General features: G+C 68.4%; 18 protein-coding genes. 5 read left to right on the top strand and 13 right to left on the bottom strand.

The genetic code is table 11. The features are described 5' to 3' along the window. Positions 1-32 precede the first annotated feature (32 nt). Positions 33-1061 (top strand): TraB/GumN family protein, encoded by a 1029-nt coding sequence (locus HYN04_RS01220; protein ID WP_162599501.1) that lies wholly within the window; start codon positions 33-35, stop codon positions 1059-1061. Here the strand turns inward: HYN04_RS01220 and HYN04_RS01225 are convergent. From HYN04_RS01225 to ileS, 3 genes are all read right to left on the bottom strand, one after another. After that, positions 1042-1602 (bottom strand): DUF3035 domain-containing protein, encoded by a 561-nt coding sequence (locus HYN04_RS01225; RefSeq protein WP_110449073.1) that lies wholly within the window; start codon positions 1600-1602, stop codon positions 1042-1044. The two genes, HYN04_RS01220 and HYN04_RS01225, sit on opposite strands and share 20 nt — an antisense overlap. 271 nt (positions 1603-1873) lie before the next feature. Next, entirely contained in the window at positions 1874-2356 is a 483-nt protein-coding gene (gene lspA / locus HYN04_RS01230; protein ID WP_241962648.1) for a signal peptidase II, read from the bottom strand. Positions 2357-2369: 13 nt separating this feature from the next. Next, positions 2370-5276: an isoleucine--tRNA ligase gene (ileS, locus tag HYN04_RS01235; RefSeq protein WP_110449075.1), complete on the bottom strand. Its 2907-nt coding sequence runs from the start codon at positions 5274-5276 to the stop codon at positions 2370-2372. Between the two features lie 270 nt (positions 5277-5546). Here ileS and HYN04_RS01240 point away from each other — a divergent pair, with 270 nt between their 5' ends. Beyond that, on the top strand, positions 5547-8855 hold the full coding sequence (locus tag HYN04_RS01240) for a DUF3427 domain-containing protein (protein ID WP_241962737.1): 3309 nt from the start codon (positions 5547-5549) through the stop codon (positions 8853-8855). A 135-nt stretch (positions 8856-8990) separates the two neighbouring features. Here HYN04_RS01240 and HYN04_RS01245 read toward each other — a convergent pair whose 3' ends face one another. Beyond that, entirely contained in the window at positions 8991-9110 is a 120-nt protein-coding gene (locus HYN04_RS01245; protein WP_110449077.1) for a riboflavin kinase, read from the bottom strand. Between the two features lie 28 nt (positions 9111-9138). On the opposite strand from HYN04_RS01245, the gene HYN04_RS01250 reads away from it, so the two are divergent. Then, positions 9139-9459, top strand: coding sequence for a type II toxin-antitoxin system RelE/ParE family toxin (locus HYN04_RS01250; protein WP_110449078.1), 321 nt, complete (start codon positions 9139-9141; stop codon positions 9457-9459). Next, a complete protein-coding gene (locus tag HYN04_RS01255) occupies positions 9456-9767 on the top strand; it encodes a helix-turn-helix domain-containing protein (protein WP_110449079.1) in 312 nt (103 codons plus the stop codon). Before HYN04_RS01250 ends, HYN04_RS01255 begins: the two co-directional genes overlap by 4 nt. 13 nt (positions 9768-9780) lie before the next feature. On the opposite strand, the gene HYN04_RS01260 is transcribed toward HYN04_RS01255, so the two are convergent. The 7 genes from HYN04_RS01260 to HYN04_RS01290 form a co-directional block, all read right to left on the bottom strand. Then, entirely contained in the window at positions 9781-10719 is a 939-nt protein-coding gene (locus tag HYN04_RS01260; RefSeq protein ID WP_110449080.1) for a bifunctional riboflavin kinase/FAD synthetase, read from the bottom strand. Positions 10720-10721: 2 nt separating this feature from the next. Further along, positions 10722-11150: a MaoC family dehydratase gene (locus HYN04_RS01265; RefSeq protein ID WP_110449081.1), complete on the bottom strand. Its 429-nt coding sequence runs from the start codon at positions 11148-11150 to the stop codon at positions 10722-10724. Between the two features lie 25 nt (positions 11151-11175). Next, the gene (locus tag HYN04_RS01270) at positions 11176-12072 is read right to left on the bottom strand and encodes a TIGR01459 family HAD-type hydrolase (RefSeq protein ID WP_110449082.1); all 897 of its coding nucleotides are present in this window, start codon (positions 12070-12072) and stop codon (positions 11176-11178) included. A gap of 89 nt (positions 12073-12161) precedes the next feature. Beyond that, positions 12162-13421 carry a flagella assembly cyclic-di-GMP phosphodiesterase TipF gene (gene tipF / locus HYN04_RS01275; protein WP_110449083.1) on the bottom strand — a complete coding sequence of 420 codons (1260 nt, stop codon included), beginning with the start codon at positions 13419-13421 and terminating at the stop codon, positions 12162-12164. 128 nt (positions 13422-13549) lie between these two features. After that, complete coding sequence (locus HYN04_RS01280; protein ID WP_110449084.1) at positions 13550-14428, bottom strand: 3-hydroxybutyryl-CoA dehydrogenase; 879 nt, start codon at positions 14426-14428, stop codon at positions 13550-13552. Between the two features lie 174 nt (positions 14429-14602). Then, positions 14603-15547, bottom strand: a complete 945-nt coding sequence (locus tag HYN04_RS01285) for an electron transfer flavoprotein subunit alpha/FixB family protein (protein WP_110449085.1) — start codon at positions 15545-15547, stop codon at positions 14603-14605. Beyond that, the gene (locus HYN04_RS01290; protein ID WP_110449086.1) at positions 15547-16293 is read right to left on the bottom strand and encodes an electron transfer flavoprotein subunit beta/FixA family protein; all 747 of its coding nucleotides are present in this window, start codon (positions 16291-16293) and stop codon (positions 15547-15549) included. Before HYN04_RS01290 ends, HYN04_RS01285 begins: the two co-directional genes overlap by 1 nt. Positions 16294-16416: 123 nt before the next feature. Here HYN04_RS01290 and HYN04_RS01295 point away from each other — a divergent pair, with 123 nt between their 5' ends. Beyond that, positions 16417-16695 carry a hypothetical protein gene (locus HYN04_RS01295; RefSeq protein WP_110449087.1) on the top strand — a complete coding sequence of 93 codons (279 nt, stop codon included), beginning with the start codon at positions 16417-16419 and terminating at the stop codon, positions 16693-16695. Positions 16696-16715: 20 nt separating this feature from the next. Here the strand turns inward: HYN04_RS01295 and HYN04_RS01300 are convergent, their stop codons facing one another. Both HYN04_RS01300 and HYN04_RS01305 read right to left on the bottom strand, forming a co-directional pair. Beyond that, positions 16716-17288 carry a cob(I)yrinic acid a,c-diamide adenosyltransferase gene (locus HYN04_RS01300; protein ID WP_110449088.1) on the bottom strand — a complete coding sequence of 191 codons (573 nt, stop codon included), beginning with the start codon at positions 17286-17288 and terminating at the stop codon, positions 16716-16718. A gap of 3 nt (positions 17289-17291) precedes the next feature. Further along, complete coding sequence (locus HYN04_RS01305) at positions 17292-17495, bottom strand: twin transmembrane helix small protein (protein WP_110449089.1); 204 nt, start codon at positions 17493-17495, stop codon at positions 17292-17294. Positions 17496-17508: the final 13 nt, after the last annotated feature.

The raw sequence follows: 17508 nt of genomic DNA on the forward strand, positions 1-17508 counted from the left end.
TCCTCAGGCCGTCGCGGGACAGTCTTGGGACCGTGTGGCCCTTGGGGGGGCGCAGGGGCGTCCTCAGCGTCCTCCTGGCCTGCGTCCTGGGCGTCGGGGTGACGCTAGGGCGCCCACACCCCCTGGCGGCCCAGGAACTGCCGCCGGACCCCGACGCGGAACTGATCGAGGAACTGGTGGTCACGGCCCGCTATCCGGGCCCCGCCTTCTGGCGGGTCAGTCGGGGCGAGGCCCGGGTCTGGGTCCTGGGGGTCCCCTCCCTCGCTCCGAAGCGCCAGGACTGGGACCGCCAGCTGTTCAGCCGCTACCTCGCCGCCTCGGACCGGGTCATCCTGCCCTTCAACGGGCTGAAGGTGCGCCTGGCGGGAAGCCCCGGGGCGGCGGTCAGCTACCTGCGGCTGCGGTCAGCGCGGCCCTTCGAGGCGGGCCTGCCGGCGGGTGAGGCCGCCCGGTTCGCCGCGGCTCGCGAGCGCCTGGGCCAGCCGGCGGGGCGCTATCCCGTTTCCCACCCCCTCGCCGCCGCCCTGATGCTGCACAACGACTGGATGGAGGCCAACGCCCTCACCACCACCGACCCGGCCAAGCTGATCCGCCTGCTGGCGAAGCAGGAGGGTAAGGCGGTGATCCAGAGGACCTACGACCTCGGGCCCCTGCTGGGCGCCCTGGCCCGGACGCCGCGGACGGCGGGCGAGGCCTGCCTGGAGGCGGTGCTGGAGGAGGTGGAGACGGGTCCGGGTTCGATCCAGGCGGCGTCCCGCGCCTGGGCCCGGGGCGACCTGGACGGCGCCCTCGCCGCCGAGCGGACCTGGGAGCGCTGCATCGCCGCCACCCCGGGCGCCCAGGCCTTCGACGCCCGGGTCAAGGCCGACATGGTCCGGGATATCGGCCAGGCCCTCTCGCGCCCCGGCGTGACCATCGCGGTCGCACCCCTGCGCCCCCTCCTGTCGGAGGGCGGGATCCTGGACCGGCTGCGCCGGGAGGGATTTACGGTGGAGACCCCCGCCGACATCCGTGCGGCGGAGGAAGCCGAAGCCGAAGCGGCTACAGACCCGGAATCTTGATCTTCGAGCTGCGCTCGCGGGCGATGACCACGGTCTTGTCGCCGATCAGCGACTTGATCCGGGCCTCCTCGGCGGCCGGGTTGATCGGCGCCGGGGCGTTGTCGGCCTCGGCGGCGACGGCGGCGGGGCTGCGCGGCTCGCCCGGCTTCCAGAACATCACCTTGTCGGCGAAGCTCTCTTCCTTGTGGGCGATGTCGCCATTCTCGTCGTCGACCACGAAGCGGATCAGGGGGTCGGCCTTGTCGGCGCCGGCCTTGGCCACCAGCAGCTTCTCGCCCTCGGATCGAGTCTCGGAGAGGGAGCGGCCGATCAGGGCGTTGCGGGCGGCGCTTTCGGGCTGGAGCTCCTGCGGGCGCGGCTGGCCCGGCGCCGGCGGGCGCAGGGCGAAGTCCGGCGGCACCACCAGGGGCGCCTTGGAGACCACGCGGAACTCGTCGGGGGTGACCTTGGTCATGCCCAGGGCCTGGCGGGTCGACTGGCAGCCGGCAAGGCCGGTCGCTCCGGCCAGGACGGCGATGACCGCGATGTGTTGGACCTTCATCAAGACACGGCTCCTTGGGCCGCCCCCGGCCACGTCCCCCAGATAGCGCAAAGCCCGCCGAGCGCCAACCGCCTCTGGATCGCCAATCCCCGGGCGTCGCAGACCCCCTCCGGCCCGCTTCGCGGTCCACCTCCCCCTTGGGGGAGGAATGAAGAAGTCATTGCTCCCCCAAGGGGGAGCTCCCGGCGAAGCCGGGTGAGGGGGCAAAACCCCGTCTCAGCAGACCCCCTCCCGGCGCACTGCGCGGTCCAACTCTCCCTTGTGGCAGGAGTTACGGGGGAGTGGGGGTGTCTTTTCGGAAGGAGTCCGCGAGCATCAGGATCACGCCGATGGTGATGGCGCTGTCGGCGATGTTGAACACCCAGGGGAAGAACCCGAGGGCGCTGACATCGATGAAGTCCGCCACCGCGCCGAACCGGGCCCGGTCGATGGCGTTGCCCACGGCGCCGCCGATGATCAGGCCCAGGGAGACGCCGAGCAGGCGCCGGTCGGCCTTCCGCGCCCAGGCCGCCAGGGCCAGGGCGACCAGCAGGGCGAAGGCGGTCAGCCCCCAGCGGACCAGGTCATGCCGGGCCTGGAGGAAGCCGAAGCTGACCCCCTCGTTCCACACCATGGTCAGCCGCAGGGGGCCCAGGATCTCCACCGACAGGCGCAGGGGAAGGTTCAGGCCATAGAGGATCCAGGCCTTCACCGCCTGGTCGGCGGCCAGGACGGCGGCTGCGAGGCCGAAGGCCAGGCGACCGGCCGGGGTCACGCTCGCCCCACCCTCAGACACGGGCGGCGTCCCAGGCGGCCACGGCCTCGGCGTCCCTCAGGGACAGGTCCGGATAGCGCGGGTCCTGGCCCACCTCGGGCAGGATGCGCCAGGAGCGGGCGCACTTGCGGCCCTCGGCCCGGCGCGGCTCGACCCGCACGCCGGGAACCTCAACCAGGGCGAAGGCGCCCTCCGGTCCCGCGCCGGCGACCAGGGTCGCCTGGGAGGTGCGGAACACCTCGGCCGGGTCCAGGCCCTCTAAGGCGGCGAGCAGGCCGGCGTCGTCCACGTGCACCACGGGCGCAGCCTCCAGCGGGCCACCCAGGCGCTTCTCACGGCGCTCGGCCTCCAGGGCGCCCATGACCACGGAGGTCACGGCCTGGACCTTGGCCCAGCGGTCCGCCTCGGCCGGATGGCTCCAGGCGGCCGGGGTCTCGGGGAAGATCCGCAGGCAGTTGGACCCGGCCTCGGGGAAGCGGGTGGTCCAGGCCTCCTCCATGGTAAAGGGGATCAGGGGCGCCAGCCAGATCGTCAGGCGCTCGAAGACCAGGTCCATCACCGTGCGGGCGGACCGGCGCTTCAGGCTGTCGGGCCGGTCGCAGTAGAGGGCGTCCCGGCGGATGTCGAAGAACAGGGCCGACAGGTCGGTCTGGCAGAACTCGGTCAGGGGCCGGGCCACGTCCTGAAAGGAATAGCGGCCGTAGGCCTCGCGCACCTGCCCGTCCAGCTCGTGGAGCCGGTGCAGGATGTAGCGCTCCAGGGGCGGCATGTCGGCGGGATCGACCCGCTCAGCCTCGGAAAAGCCCGCCAGGGCGCCCAGCAGGTAGCGCAGGGTGTTGCGCAGCTTGCGGTAGGCGTCGGTGGTGGTGGCCAGGATGGTCTTGCCGATCTTCTGGTCCTCGGCGTAGTCGACCATGGCCGCCCAGAGGCGGAGGATCTCGGCGCCGGACTCGCGGATGACGGTGTCGGGCTCCAGGGTGTTGCCCTTGGACTTCGACATCTTCTCGCCGTTCTCGTCGACGGTGAAGCCGTGGGTCATGACGGCGTCGTAGGGCGCCCGGCCCCGGGTGCCGGCGCTTTCCAGGAGGGACGACTGGAACCAGCCGCGGTGCTGGTCGCTGCCCTCGAGGTAGAGGTCGGCGGGCCAGCGGGTGTTCTCCCGCCCTTCCAGGGTGAAGGCGTGGGTGGAGCCGGAATCGAACCAGACGTCGAGGATGTCCTCGACCTTCTCGTAGCGGTCCGGATCGTGGCCGCCGAGGAAGCTCTCCGCCGGCTCGGTGAACCAAGCGTCGGCGCCCCGGGCGTTGATGGCCTCGACGATGCGGCGGTTGACCTCGGCGTCCACCAGGGGCTGGTGGGTCTCCTTGTCCACGAACATGGCGAGCGGCGCGCCCCAGGCCCGCTGGCGGCTGATCAGCCAGTCCGGCCGGCCCTCGACCATGGAGCGGATGCGGTTGCGCCCGGCCTCCGGATAGAAGGCGGTGGCGGCGATGGCCTTCAGGGCCGTCTCGCGCAGGGTGGCGCCCTTCAGCTCCGGCGTGTCCACGGCCTCGTCCATGCGGATGAACCACTGGGGCGTGTTGCGGAAGATCACCGGCGCCTTGGAGCGCCAGGAGTGGGGATAGCTGTGCTCCAGCCGGCCCCGGGCGAGCAGGTTGCCGGCCTCGACCAGCTTTTCCATGACCGCGCCATTGGCGGGCCCGAACTTGCCGGCCTTCTTGCCCTCGGTCTCCAGCACCTTGAGGCCGGCGAAGAGGGCCACGTGGGGCTGGTAGGCCCCGTCGGCGTCGACCGTCTCGGGGATCTCCCGATGGCCGTGGGCCAGCCAGACCAGGTAGTCGTCCACCCCGTGCCCGGGGGCCGTGTGGACAAAGCCCGTGCCGGCGTCGTCGGTGACGTGGTCGCCCGACAGCATCGGCACGGCGAAGCCGTAGTGGTCGTCCAAGGCCGCCAGGGGATGGCGGCAGGTCATGCCCGAGGGATCGACGTCCTCGACACGCCGCCAACGGGCGATCTTGGCCGCAGCGGCCACGTCGGCGGCGCGGGCGTCGGCGACGATGAGGCGGTCGCCCGCCCTGGCCCAGGGCTCGAAGTCCAGCCCCGTCTCCATGGCCTCGACCTCGTAGACCGCGTAGGCGATCTCCGGCGAGAAGGCGATGGCCCGGTTGGCCGGCAGGGTCCAGGGGGTGGTGGTCCAGATGACCACCGCGGCGCCGTCGGCGGCGGTCGGCCCCTCGACGACGGGGAACTTCACCCAGACGGTGGGGCTGAAATGGTCGTGGTACTCCACCTCGGCGTCGGCCAGGGCGGTGCGCTCCACCGGGCTCCACATGACGGGCTTGGAGCCCCGGTAGAGCTGGCCCGAGACCACGAACTTGTGGAACTCGGCGACGATGGCCGCCTCGGAGCCATAGTCCATGGTGGCGTAGCGGTTGTCCCAGTCGCCCAGCACCCCCAGGCGCTTGAAGCCGGCCTTCTGGACCTCGATCCACTGGGCGGCGTAGGCGCGGCAGCGTTCGCGGAACTCGGCCTTGGAGACGTCCTCCTTGCGCCGGCCCTGGCCGCGGAGCTCTTCCTCGATCTTCCATTCGATGGGCAGGCCGTGGCAGTCCCACCCGGGGACGTAGTCGACGTCAAAGCCCAGGGCGAAGCGCGAGCGGACCACGAAGTCCTTCAGGGTCTTCTGCAGGGCGTGGCCGATGTGGATGGCGCCGTTGGCGTAGGGCGGGCCGTCGTGCAGGACGAAGAGGGGCGCCCCCCGGCCCTGCCGGTCGGCCCTCAGGCGCGCGTACAGGTCCTCCCAGCGGGCCAGGATCTCCGGCTCCTTGACCGGCAGGCCGGCGCGCATGGGAAAGGGGGTGTCGGGAAGAAAGACGGTTTCGCGGTAGTCGCGCGAGGCGGGAGCGGCGTCGTCGGCCATGGGACCTTCCAGGTTGGACCGGATCAGGGGGGGTGAGGAATTCCCGGCGCGCGCTGGAGGTCGTCCGGCGGCGTCACGCCGGGCGGGTAATTCGCGCAGGAGTCCGGACCGGGGTCATGGGGCGGGGCTATAGCAGACCGGCGGGGCGGCTGTCAGCAGGGGAGGGGGGATCCAGACGTGTGCGGAGCGGCCTGGTCTTCATCCACCTCTCCTGCAATGAATGACGGCAATGCGCTGCATCTCGAACATGGACCCCTGCAGTTGAGCCTTATGGAGCCCTGCCCGTTCTGCCTGCCACAGCCTGATCGCGTGGCTTTTGCAACTGCGTTTTCAAAGGGGATCTGGGACGCCTTTCCTGTAACGCCTGGTCATCTCCTGGTTGTCCCGCACCGCCATGTGGCGACGTGGGCGGAACTGCACCCCTCCGAGCAAGCCGCAATGATCGAAGGGCTTAATCAGGCGCGGGCGCTTCTTACCGAGACCTTTGCGCCTGACGGCTTCAATGTGGGCTTCAACGAGGGCGCTGCTGCGGGACAAACCCTCCCGCATTTCCATATCCACGTGATCCCTCGCAGGCAGGGGGACATGAAGGACCCGCGGGGCGGGGTTCGCCATGTGATTCCGGCCAAGGGCAACTACCTGTCCCCGTCCCGATCGGACTATGCGCCGCGAGCGCCTATGTCGGGCACTCCCCACGATCGAGCTCTGATTTCTGGCGGCGAAGACGCTCTAATTCGCCATCTCCTGCCCCACATCGACCAGGCGGTCGCCGTTGACCTCGCTGTATCCTTTGTCATGGAAAGCGGTGCGAGACTGCTCCAGCCGCATCTGCAAGACCTACTCAATCGGTCGGGCCGGCTTCGGCTTGTGACCAGCGATTATCTGGACGTAACCGACCCTGCGGCGCTTAGGCGGCTCATGGATTTGGAGGGCGACGCCCACCTAAAGATATTTGAAGCCAACCAGGTCGGCTTTCACCCCAAGTCCTGGGTCTTCCACATGGAAGACAGGTCAGGGGTGGCTATCGTCGGAAGCTCCAACCTGTCTGAGTCCGCTCTGCGGACAGGAGTGGAGTGGAATTTTCGGGTCGTGTCGCCTGAGTCCGGCCAGGGCTGGAGGGATGTCCTGGAAGGTTTTGAGGCACTTCTCATCCGCCCGGAAATTCGCGACCTCGATCACCAGTGGATTGACCGCTACGCGCAGCGCCGTGAGCGAACACTCGCCCCCAAGCCAAGGCTCATTGATGTGGCGGAGGAGCCTCCACTGCCGCCACCGATGCCGCATGTCATTCAAAGCGAAGCCCTCGAAGCTCTCGAAGACACGCGAGCCCAAGGGTTCACAGCGGGGATGGTCGTTCTTGCGACAGGCCTAGGAAAGACCTGGCTCAGCGCCTTTGACTCGGATCGTCCGGAATTCAAACGCGTGCTCTTTGTCGCCCACCGCGAGGAAATCCTCTCGCAGGCGATGGAAACCTATCGTCGCTGTCGGCCTGGCGCTCATTTCGGACGATACACTGGCGCGCAGAAGGACCTCGACGCCGATGTCCTCTTCGCCTCAGTCCAGACCCTAGGGCGCATATCTCACCTAAGACAGTTCTCTCCAGACGCCTTCGATTACATCGTCGTAGACGAGTTCCACCATGCTGCGGCACGTACCTATCGCGGCCTCATCCAGCACTTCACGCCGAAGTTCCTCTTGGGTCTGACAGCAACCCCCGACCGTATGGATGGCGGGGATCTCCTGGGGCTGTGCCAGGAGAATCTCGTCTACAGGCGCGACTTTATCGCTGGCATTGAGCACAAGCTCTTGTCGGGATTCCATTACTTGGGCGTCCCTGACGATGTGAACTACGCCCAGATCCCATGGAGGGGCTCGGGCTTCGATGAGGTCACTCTCACCCAGGCCCTGGCGACCCAAGCCCGAGCGCAGAACGCCCTAGAGCAGTTGCAGCGTCACGGTGGCAGCAGGACGCTCGGCTTCTGCTGTTCCCAGCGTCACGCCGATTACATGGCGGACTTTTTCAATAGCAAGGGGCTTCGGGCAGTCGCCGTTCACGCAGGTAAGGACTCGGCGCCACGTGCATCCTCATTGGAGCATCTGGAGGCCGGCGACCTCGACGTCATCTTTTCCGTCGACATGTTCAACGAGGGCGTCGACGTTCCGAACATAGATACCGTCCTGATGTTGCGGCCCACCGAGTCGACGGTGATCTGGATGCAGCAATTTGGACGCGGACTGCGAAGGGCTGAGGGCAAGGAGCGTCTGAATGTCATCGACTATATCGGTAATCACCGGGTCTTCCTGACAAAGGCGCGAGCTCTCCTGCAGTGTTCGGTAGGGGATCGCGCGCTGCTCCTGAAGTTGGAGGAGTTGCGTCGTGGCGAGGTCCATTGGCCCGAGGGCTGCGAGGTAACCTACGAACTCGAAGCGCTGGACCTGCTAAAGGCGCTTTTGCGCCCTCCAAGCCAGGGAGACGGGCTAGAGGCGTACTACCTCGAGTTTCGGGAACGAATGGGCAGGCGCCCCACAGCTCTGGACATGTTCCACGCTGGATTTGAGCCAAGACGAACTGGCCATGGTGGATGGTTTCAGTTCGTACAAGACCAGGGAGATCTTTCGCCGGTCGAGGAAGAAGTGGTTGCGCGCCACGATGGCTTCCTCAGTTCGCTGGCTGCAGGCGCTATGACCCGATCCTATAAGATGCTTCTGGTCCGGGCGATGCAGCGGTCAGAGTCCTTCCCAGGCTCGGTCGGCCTAGACTCTCTCACAACAGCGTTCGCCGACCTGGCGATGCGAAATCCAAACCTGCGGCATGATGTGAGTGTTGATCTCAATGATCGGGCGGAGGTTCGGAAATTGCTCTTGAAGCACCCAATCGACGCCTGGATCGAAGCCCGGGGGGCTGGAACACGGCCCTTCTTCGCCCTGGAAGATGGCCGCTTCAGGACAACATTCCAGACGCTTGATGCCCACGTGCCCGTCCTGAATGACCTGGTCGAGGAGCTGATCGATTGGCGACTCGCCGCCTATTTCGACAAGGGAGGGACTGAGGCGCTTCAGGGCGTTGCTGACGGACCCGCCATTCCGTTTGAGGGAGCGCCCTTGATCGCGAGCGGTGGACCTGAGCTTTGGCGGGAGTACATGCGGGAGGAGATCCCGCCGCTGTTTGGGCTGACCTACAATTCCGGTTCGTGGGACCAAGGCTTTGTCGTGAAGGACAAGACCGCCTTTCTCCTGGTGACCCTGAAGAAGACCAATCTCAATGCCGAGCACCGATATGAGGATCGCTTTATTGATGCATTGAGGATGCACTGGCAGAGCCAGAACCGAACGACCCAAGCCTCTAAGCACGGCCGCATCATCAGCGGAGAGGAGCCAGGATATCGTCTCCACCTCTTTGTGCGGATGGAAAAGTTACGCGGGAAGACTGCGTCACCCTTTACCTACTGTGGGACGGTAGGCTTCGAGTCCTGGAAGGGGGAGAAGCCGATCTCGGTCACTTGGCGACTTAACGAAGCTGTACCCTACAGGCTACGCAGAGCCTTCGGGGTTTCAGACGCCCACGACACGTTACTCTAGCTGCCAAGGCTAAAGACGACTCTTCCAGGGTCACTGGTCCAGTCCTGAAGGGCATCCTCAGGCGCTCCACTGTCTACCTGCTACATCTGACTCCAATGGACTCGTCGCAATCTCATGAGAGGGCGACGCGCCCCCTCACCCCGCCGACAGGATCATCCGCGCCATGGAGGCGTCGTCGTCGATCTGGGAGGTCAATTCCACGAGGGAGGCGAACGCGGTCTCCGGGCGTAGGACGGCGATGAAGTTGGTCGACAAAAGTTCTCAATAATGATAACTTTCCGCCGTGTGGACGGTTCTCTACTACAACGACCGCGTGAGGCGGGAGATCGAGGAATGGCCCGTCGGCATCTATGCCGACTTCCTCCGCCTGGTGGAATGGCTGGAGGCGGAGGGCCTCGATCTCCGGATGCCCCACTCGCGGGCGATGAGCGGGGGATTGTTCGAGCTTCGGTGCAAGGGGCCTGAAGGGATCGGTCGGGCGTTCTATTGCACGCAGGTCGGTCGCGAGCTGGTGATCCTGCACAGCATCGTGAAGAAGAGCCAGGCGACGCCCGACAGGGACCTTAAGCTGGCTCGCAGGCGTCTGAAGGAGGTGCAGTCATGAGCGATCCGGGTTTCAAGCCTGTCCGTCACGACGGAAATGCGGCCTTGGAAAGGGCGATGCAAAGGCCCGGGTTCAAGGAGGCCTGGGAAGCCGGCGCCGATGAGTATGCGGCGCTGCGGTCCCTGCTTGAGGCGCGCAAACAGGCGGGCCTGACGCAGGAGGAAATTGCGATCCGGATGGGGACTTCCAAGAGCGCCGTTTCGCGCCTGGAGAGCTCGCTGCGCGATCCCAAGCACTCGCCAACATTCGAGACAATCCGGCGTTATGCCAAGGCCTGCGGCAAGCGGGTGGAAATCCAGCTGGTCTGAGACTTGGCTCCGCCTACCCCGCCGACAGGATCATCCGCGCCATGGAGGCGTCGTCGTCGATCTGGGCGGTCATTTCCTCGAGGGAGGCGAACTTGGCCTCGGGGCGGAGGAAGGCGATGAGGTCGGTCTCGATCACCTGGCCGTAGAGGTCCTCGTCGAAGTCGAAGAGCCAGACCTCCAGGCGCGGGGCGATCTCGCCGGCGACGGTGGGATTGACGCCGATATTGGCCACGCCGGCCAGGGTGCGGCCGTCGGACAGGCGGGTGCGGGTGGCGTAGACGCCGAAGCGGGGGGCCACATAGTCGTCCAGCTCGACGTTGGCGGTGGGATAGCCGAGGGTCCGGCCCAGCTGGCGGCCGTGGCGGACCTCACCCTCGATGGCGAAGGGCCGGCCGAGGATGCTGGCGGCCAGCTCGGGGCGGCCCTCGCGCAGGGCGTTGCGCACGTCGGTGGAGGAGAACTTGCCCTCGCTCTCGCCGTCGCCGATCGCCTCGGCCACCGAGACCCCGAAGCCCAGGGCGCCGCCATAGGCCTGCATGGTCGCCGGACTGCCCGAGCGGCCCTTGCCGAAGGAGATGTCGAAGCCGACCGCCACATGGCGGACACCCAGGCCCTGGTGCAGGACCTGCTCGGCGAAGGCCTGGTCGGACAGCTCGCGCATGACCTCGTCGAAGGGCAGGAGGTAGAGCCGGTCCACGCCCAGGGCGTCGAGGGCCCGGGCCAGCTGGTCGGGCTTCATCAGCCGGAAGGCCGGGGCGTCGGGCTGGAAGATCCGCCGGGGATGAGGCTCAAAGCTGACCACGCCGAGGGGAAGGCCCTGGTCCCGGGCGGCGGCGGCGGCCAGGCCGATCACCGCCTGGTGCCCCCGATGGACGCCGTCGAAGTTGCCCAGGGCGATGCTGGCGCCCCGGTCGCCCTGCGACAGTCCCTGCCATCCCCGGATGATGCGCATGGTCAGCCTGCGGCCTCGCGCCGGGGGGCCAGGACCACGGCCTCGCCCTCGACCACGCGCTTGCCGCCCACCTCGCAGACGGTGGAGAGGGTCACCTCGCCCCGCCTGGGGTCGAGGGCCTCGACGGTGACGCGGGCGGTGACCGCGTCGCCCGGACGGACCGGGCGGCGGAAGCGCAGGGCCTGGGACAGGTAGATGGTTCCCGGCCCGGGCAGTTGCATGCCGATCACCGCCGAGATGTAGGCGCCCGACAGCATGCCGTGGGCGATACGGCCCTTGAAGATCGTGCCCTCGGCATAGGCCTCATCCAGGTGGACCGGGTTGGCATCCGTGGAGACCGCCGCGAAGGCCTCGATCACCGCCTGGGTGACCGTGCGGGTGATCTCGGCGCTGTCGCCGACGGAAAGGTCCTCGAAGAAACGTCCCTGCATGCGGCTCTCCCCTGGCTCCGACAGTCTAGCGGGCGCCGCCGCCGGCGCGAAGGGGGCCGGTCCAGTCCAGGCCGGCGCTGGCCCAGCGCGCGCCCCCCCCGGCCTGGGCCAGGAGACTGCGGGCGGCGTCCATGTCCAGGCCCTGCGGACCCAGGAGCTCGGCGCCGTGGATGCCGCCGGCCACGAACAGGACGTCGAGGTCCTGGGCGTTGGCGCCGCGGATGTCGGTGGGGATGCCGTCCCCGATGCAGAGGATACGGCGGCGGTCCACCGGCCGGCCCAGCCGGGCCTCGGCCTCGGCGATGCAGAGGTCGTAGATGGGGGCGTGGGGCTTGCCGGCCATGCGCACCTCGCCGCCGAGGTCGGCGTAGAGCTGGGCCAGGGCGCCGGCGCAGGGGATCAGCCGGTCGCCCCTCTGCACCACGAGGTCGGGGTTGGCGCAGAGCAGGGGCAGGCGGCGGGGCAGGATGGCCTCGAAGCGCGCGCGATAGTCCTCGGCCGTCTCGGTCTCGTCGTCGTAGGGGCCGGTGACGCAGATCAAGGCGGCGGCCTCGGGACCGGACAGGTCAAGGCCGAGGCCGGCGTAGAGAGGGGCGTCCCGGTCCGGCCCGATGGCCCAGACCGGGCCGGGCGCCCGCTCGGCCAGGAGGGTCCGGGTGGCGTCGCCCGAGGTGATCATGGCGCTCCAGGCGGCGCGGGACACGCCCAGGGCGTCCAGCTGTGGAACCACGTCGGCGGCGGGTCGCGGGGCGTTGGAGATCAGGATGACCGGCCCGCGGCTTTCGGCGAATGCGGCCAGGGCCCGGCAGGCGGGCTCGAAGCGCTCGCGGCCATTGTGGATGACGCCCCAGACGTCGGACAGGACCACGTCGTAGCGGTCGGCGATTTCGTCCAGGCCCTGGATCGGCTCGGGAAGGCTCATGACCCGGGGCGGTAGCCGCCCCGCCCTCAGCGGTCAACCGGTCAGGAGCCGCGAGGCGGTTTCTCAGGCCCGCTTCTCAGGCCCCCTTCTCAGGCCCGCTCGCCAGCCCGGCGGCGCAGGGGCGCCTGGAGGTAGTCTGCGGGCGGATCGGTCTCGGCGAGGATGGCGCCGCGGATGGCCCGGGGCTCGCCGAACAGGTGGCCCTGGCCAAAGGCGATGTCGAGCTCGAGCACCTCGACGGTCTGGCGCTCGTCCTCGATCTTCTCGGCGATGATGTCCACGCCGTAGCGGCGGGCCAAGGTGGCGAAGTCCTGGGCGGCCAGGTCGGGCAGGGCGCGGAAGACCGGGCCCTCGCCGCTCTCGACGATCTCGTCCTGCAGGGACTGGGCGCCGATCTTCAGGAACCGGACATCGCTGCGGGCCAGTTCCTGGAAGTCCATGTCCAGCCGACGGACCTTGTCGAGGCTGAAACGGAAGCCCAGCTCGGCCAGCCGCGCCATGTTGCGCGCCGCGGTCGAGGTGCGGGTGTCGTAGGCCGACTGGCCGATCTCGAAGATGACCGAGCCGGCGAGGTCTCGGTTCTGGGCCATCAGCTCGAGGAACTGGGGGAAGAACCCCTCGTCGGACAGGGAGCTGGTGGAGATGTTGCAGAAGATCCCGACCTTCTTGTCGGTCTGGGCCAGCCGCCGGACGATCTGCACGCAGCGGAAGAGGAGGAGGTTGTCCACCGCCGCCACGAGGCCCTCGGGCTCGGCGACGGTCAGGAACTCGGCCGGCATGAGTACGCGGCCGCTCTCGTCCCGCAGGCGGGTGTAGCTTTCGTAGAAGAGGGTCCGCCGCTGGGGCAGGTTGACCACCGGCTGGAGGTAGAGGTCGACCCGGCCGCTGACCAGGGCCTCGCGCACGGTCTGCAGGCGCTCGCGCCAACCGGGCCGGGCGCCGTCGGCGGGTCCGCCGACAACCCCGTCGGCCAGCCGCTCGTCGAGCCGTTCGCTCATGCGGGTGACCAGGTCCTCGAGCATCTGCACCTCGGTGCTGAGCTCTTCGGATCGGCGCTGGGCGTCGAGGGCGACGGTCTCGAGCACCTCGCCCACCCGGGCGTCGATCTGCTCGATCTGGCCCACCAGCAGGCGATGGGCGTGGCGCAGGGTCTCAACCTCCTTGCGCAGGGCCGACTGACCCAGGACGCCGGTTATGAGGCCGTGGAAGGTGAAGCAGAGGCCCAGGGCGCCGGCGAGCCCGGCCACGCCGGCGCCCCAGCCGCCGCCGTTGCGCCAGATCAGGACCGCAAAGATCAGCGACAGGCTGAAATAGCTTGCGGTCAGCAGCGGCAGAATGAGGCGTCTCATGGTCCCGCCCGTCCCCGAATCACACCGGAGTATCGGTTAACCATGATGGACTTGTCGAACGGGAAAATCGCGCCCCGTCAGGGGCTTCGCGCGAATCCCCCTTGCGCCGGCCGGGCCAGGGCTGAGGTTCAGCGGGTCGGGACAGGCGTCTCGCCGCGATAGTCGTAGAAGCCCCTGCCGGCCTTGCGGCCCAGCCAGCCGGCCTCGACATACTTGGTCAGCAGGGGACAGGGCCGGTACTTGGAGTCGGCCAGGCCCTCATAGAGGACGTTCATGATCGACAGGACGGTGTCCAGGCCGATGAAATCGCCCAGCTCGAGCGGCCCCATGGGATGGTTGGCTCCCAGCTTCATGGCCGTGTCGATGGCCTCCACCGTGCCGACGCCCTCGTAGAGGGTGTAGATGGCCTCGTTGATCATCGGCACCAGGACGCGGTTGACGATGAAGGCCGGGAAGTCCTCGGCGTTGGCGGTGGTCTTGCCCAGGGACCGGGCGAAGTTGACGGCGGTCTCGTAGGTCGGCGCGTCGGTGGCGATGCCCCGGATGATCTCCACCAGCTTCATGAGCGGCACGGGGTTCATGAAGTGCAGGCCGATGAACCGCTCGGGGCGGTCGGTGGCCGCCGCCAGCCGGGTGATGGAGATGGAGGAGGTGTTGGAGGCCAGGAGGGTGTTGGGGCCGAGATGGGGCGACAGGGCGCGGAAGATCGACTTCTTGACCTCCTCGCTCTCGGTGGCGGCCTCGATGACGAGGTCGGCGGCGCCGACGACCTGGAGCTCGGGCGCGGCTTGGATGCGCGCCTGGGCGGCTTCCATCTCCTGGGGGGTGATGATCTCCCGGGAGACCTGACGGGTCAGGTTCCGGCCGATCAGCTCGCGGCTGGCGGTGATGCGGTCGGGGCTGACGTCGTGCAGCAGGACCTCGTAGCCGCCCAGGGCCACCACATGGGCGATGCCCGATCCCATCTGACCCGCGCCGATGACGCCGACCGTCCTGATACCCGCCATGAACGTAACCCCGCGAAGGCGGCTCTCCGGCCGCGTTTAGGGGGCGCACCCTAGAACCGTGTTGCGGCGCCGCCAAGCGATTTGCTGCATCGCAGCGCGGCGGGGTTCCGGGCATGAAAAAGGGGGGCGCGGTGACCGCACCCCCCTTTCCGGAGTTCGAAACCCGTGGCCGGCTTACCTGCCGGCGGCGGCCAGGGCGTCCATCAGCTCGGGCACGGCGGCCTTGTAGTCGGCCACCAGGCCCAGGTCGGCGACCTGGAAGATGGGGGCGTCGCCGTCCTTGTTGATGGCCACGATGACCTTGGAGTCCTTCATGCCCGCCAGGTGCTGGATGGCGCCCGAGATGCCGATGGCGACATAGAGCTCGGGGGCCACGACCTTGCCGGTCTGGCCGACCTGGTAGTCGTTGGGGGCGTAGCCCGCATCCACGGCGGCCCGGCTGGCGCCGACGGCCGCGCCCAGCTTGTCGGCCAGGGGCTCGATGACCCGCTGGAACTCCTCGGCGGAGCCCATGGCCCGGCCGCCGGAGACGACGATCTTGGCGGCGGTCAGCTCGGGACGGGCCGACTTGACGATCTGCTGGCCGACAAAGGTGGTCTTGCCGGCGCCGGGACCCGCATCGATGGTCTCGATCGCGGCGGACCCGCCTTCGGCCGCGGCCTTGAAGTTGGTGGCCCGGACGGTCAGCACCTTCTTGGCGTCCGCGGACTGGACGGTCTCCAGGGCGTTGCCGGCGTAGATCGGGCGCACGAAGGTGGAGCCATCGACGACCTCGACCACCTCGGTGATCTGGGCGACGTCGAGCTTGGCCGCCACGCGGGGCGAGAAGCTCTTGCCCAGGGAGGTGGCGGGGGTCAGCAGGGCGTCGTAGCCGGCCATCAGCGGGACGACCAGGGCGCTGATCGCCTCGGGCAGGCCCTGGCCCAGGGCGTCGCTCTCGGCATGCAGGACCTTGCGGACCCCGGCGATGCCGGCGGCGGCCTTGGCCACGTCGCCGGCGCCCTTGCCGGCGACCAGCACATCGACGTCGCCGGACAGGGCGAGGGCGGCGGTGACGGTCTTGTGGGTCCCGTCCTTGAGCGTGGCGTTGTCGTGATCAGCGAAAACCAGAACAGCCATCAGATCACCCCGTTGGACTTGAGGTTGGAAACGATTTCAGCAGCACTCTCGACCTTGACGCCGCCGCTGCGCTTGGGCGGCTCGGCGACCTTGACCACCTTGAGGCGCGGGGCGGTGTCGACGCCGACCGCCGACAGCTCCTTCACGTCGAGGGGCTTCTTCTTGGCCTTCATGATGTTCGGCAGCGAGGCGTAGCGCGGCTCGTTGAGGCGCAGGTCGGCGGTGATGACCGCCGGCAGGGCCACGTCCACGGTCTGCAGGCCGCCGTCGATCTCGCGGGTCACCTTGGCCGAGCCGGCCGACAGGACGATTTCCGAGGCGAAGACCGCCTGGGGCCAATCCAGCAGGGCCGACAGCATCTGGCCGGTGGCGTTGTTGTCGCCGTCGATGGCCTGCTTGCCCATGATGACCGCGTCGGGGGCTTCCTCGGTGATCACCGCGGCGAGGACCTTGGCCACCGCGAGGGGCTCGAGGTCCTGGTCGGTCTGGATCAGGATGGCGCGGTCGGCGCCCATGGCCAGGGCCGTCCGCAGGGTTTCCTGGGCCTGGGCCGGGCCGATGGAGACGGCGACGACCTCGGTCGCGGCGCCCTTCTCCTTCTGGCGGACGGCCTCTTCGACCGCGATCTCGCAGAACGGGTTCATGGCCATCTTCACATTGGCCAGGTCGACACCGGTCTGATCGGCCTTGACCCGAACCTTGACGTTGTAGTCGATGACCCGCTTTACGGGCACGAGGACCTTCATGGCTTCGCTAGCGCCTCAAATTGCATTGCAACAAATGGAACCGGGTGGGGCATAACCAATCCGGCGAGGTTTGCAAGCTCCGGGCGCGTTCGGAGCCGCCAGAGGGCCTTCAGGAGTCGAGAGATGTCGAAACTCATCCGCCAGGTGTTCCGCATCACCGCCGCCGTCTTTGTCGTCGTCAGCCTTGTCATGGTGGTGATCCAGCTGGTCTGGATCGACCCGGGCCGGGAGTGCGAGCAGGCCGGCAAGTGGTGGGACTGGCGCCAGCGCACCTGCGCCCAACCGATCCTGATCTCGGACATCACCGGACGGCCGATCACCGACCGCAAGAGCCATGACGCCGCCAAGGCCGACGCCCGCACGCGAGAGTCCGGGACCCCGGAGGCCGCAAAGCCGGACTGAGGGGCCGCAGACCCTTCCGTCTAGGCCTCCCGCGTGGCCCCAGCCTTCCAGAGGACGTCGGCGCGGCCCTGGTCGTTGGCGACGCGGGCGGCGACGAAGAGCAGGTCGGACAGCCGGTTGAGATATCGCAGGGCCGGGCCGCTGACCGGCTCGCCGGCGGCCGCCAGGGCGACGGCGCTGCGCTCGGCCCGGCGCGCGACGGTGCGGGCCAGGTGCAGGAAGGCGGCGGCGGCGCTCCCCCCTGGCAGGACGAAGGAGGTCAGCTCGCCCAGGCCCGCGTTCAGGACGTCGATCTCCTGCTCCAGGCGGGCGACCTGCGAATCCAGGATGCGCAGGGCCCGATCCTCGGCCGGACCCGGCGGGGTGGCGAGGTCGGCGCCGAGGTCGAACATCTCGTTCTGCAGACGGGCCAGCAGGGGATCGAGGGGCGTCCCGGCGGTGTGCAGGCGCACCAGTCCCAGGCAGGCGTTGGCCTCGTCGACGTCGCCGTAGGCCGCCACGCGCAGGTCGCCCTTGGAGACCTCGGCCCCCGAGGCCAGGCGGGTGGTCCCGGCGTCCCCGGTCCGGGTGTAGATGCGGTTGATCAGGACCACGGCTCAGCCCGCCTGCTGGCGCCACCAGAGGGCGGCGGCCAGTATGGCCACGGCGATGGCCTGGGTCAGGACCCGAAGGCGCATCAGCCGGTTGGAGTAGGAGCGGCCGAAGTCCCCGCCGCGGAACAGGGCGTACAGGCCAAATCCGAGGGTCACGAGCACGACCAGGAGGGCCACGGGGATCAGGTACTTGAAGACCAAGTCCATGGGATGTCCTTTC

Source organism: Phenylobacterium parvum (assembly GCF_003150835.1).
In the GTDB taxonomy this organism is placed as follows: Bacteria; Pseudomonadota; Alphaproteobacteria; order Caulobacterales; family Caulobacteraceae; genus Phenylobacterium; species Phenylobacterium parvum.

Coding starts and splice junctions, on each gene's coding strand:
- HYN04_RS01280 (WP_110449084.1), bottom strand. CDS start 14,428: ATGGCGGGTATCAGGACGGTCGGCGTCATCGGCGCGGGTCAGATGGGA.
- HYN04_RS01270 (WP_110449082.1), bottom strand. CDS start 12,072: ATGAGCCTTCCCGAGCCGATCCAGGGCCTGGACGAAATCGCCGACCGC.
- HYN04_RS01305 (WP_110449089.1), bottom strand. CDS start 17,495: ATGGACTTGGTCTTCAAGTACCTGATCCCCGTGGCCCTCCTGGTCGTG.
- HYN04_RS01265 (WP_110449081.1), bottom strand. CDS start 11,150: ATGCAGGGACGTTTCTTCGAGGACCTTTCCGTCGGCGACAGCGCCGAG.
- ileS (WP_110449075.1), bottom strand. CDS start 5,276: ATGGCCGACGACGCCGCTCCCGCCTCGCGCGACTACCGCGAAACCGTC.
- HYN04_RS01295 (WP_110449087.1), top strand. CDS start 16,417: ATGTCGAAACTCATCCGCCAGGTGTTCCGCATCACCGCCGCCGTCTTT.
- HYN04_RS01240 (WP_241962737.1), top strand. CDS start 5,547: ATGGAGCCCTGCCCGTTCTGCCTGCCACAGCCTGATCGCGTGGCTTTT.
- HYN04_RS01260 (WP_110449080.1), bottom strand. CDS start 10,719: ATGCGCATCATCCGGGGATGGCAGGGACTGTCGCAGGGCGACCGGGGC.
- HYN04_RS01285 (WP_110449085.1), bottom strand. CDS start 15,547: ATGGCTGTTCTGGTTTTCGCTGATCACGACAACGCCACGCTCAAGGAC.
- HYN04_RS01255 (WP_110449079.1), top strand. CDS start 9,456: ATGAGCGATCCGGGTTTCAAGCCTGTCCGTCACGACGGAAATGCGGCC.
- HYN04_RS01290 (WP_110449086.1), bottom strand. CDS start 16,293: ATGAAGGTCCTCGTGCCCGTAAAGCGGGTCATCGACTACAACGTCAAG.
- tipF (WP_110449083.1), bottom strand. CDS start 13,421: ATGAGACGCCTCATTCTGCCGCTGCTGACCGCAAGCTATTTCAGCCTG.
- HYN04_RS01225 (WP_110449073.1), bottom strand. CDS start 1,602: ATGAAGGTCCAACACATCGCGGTCATCGCCGTCCTGGCCGGAGCGACC.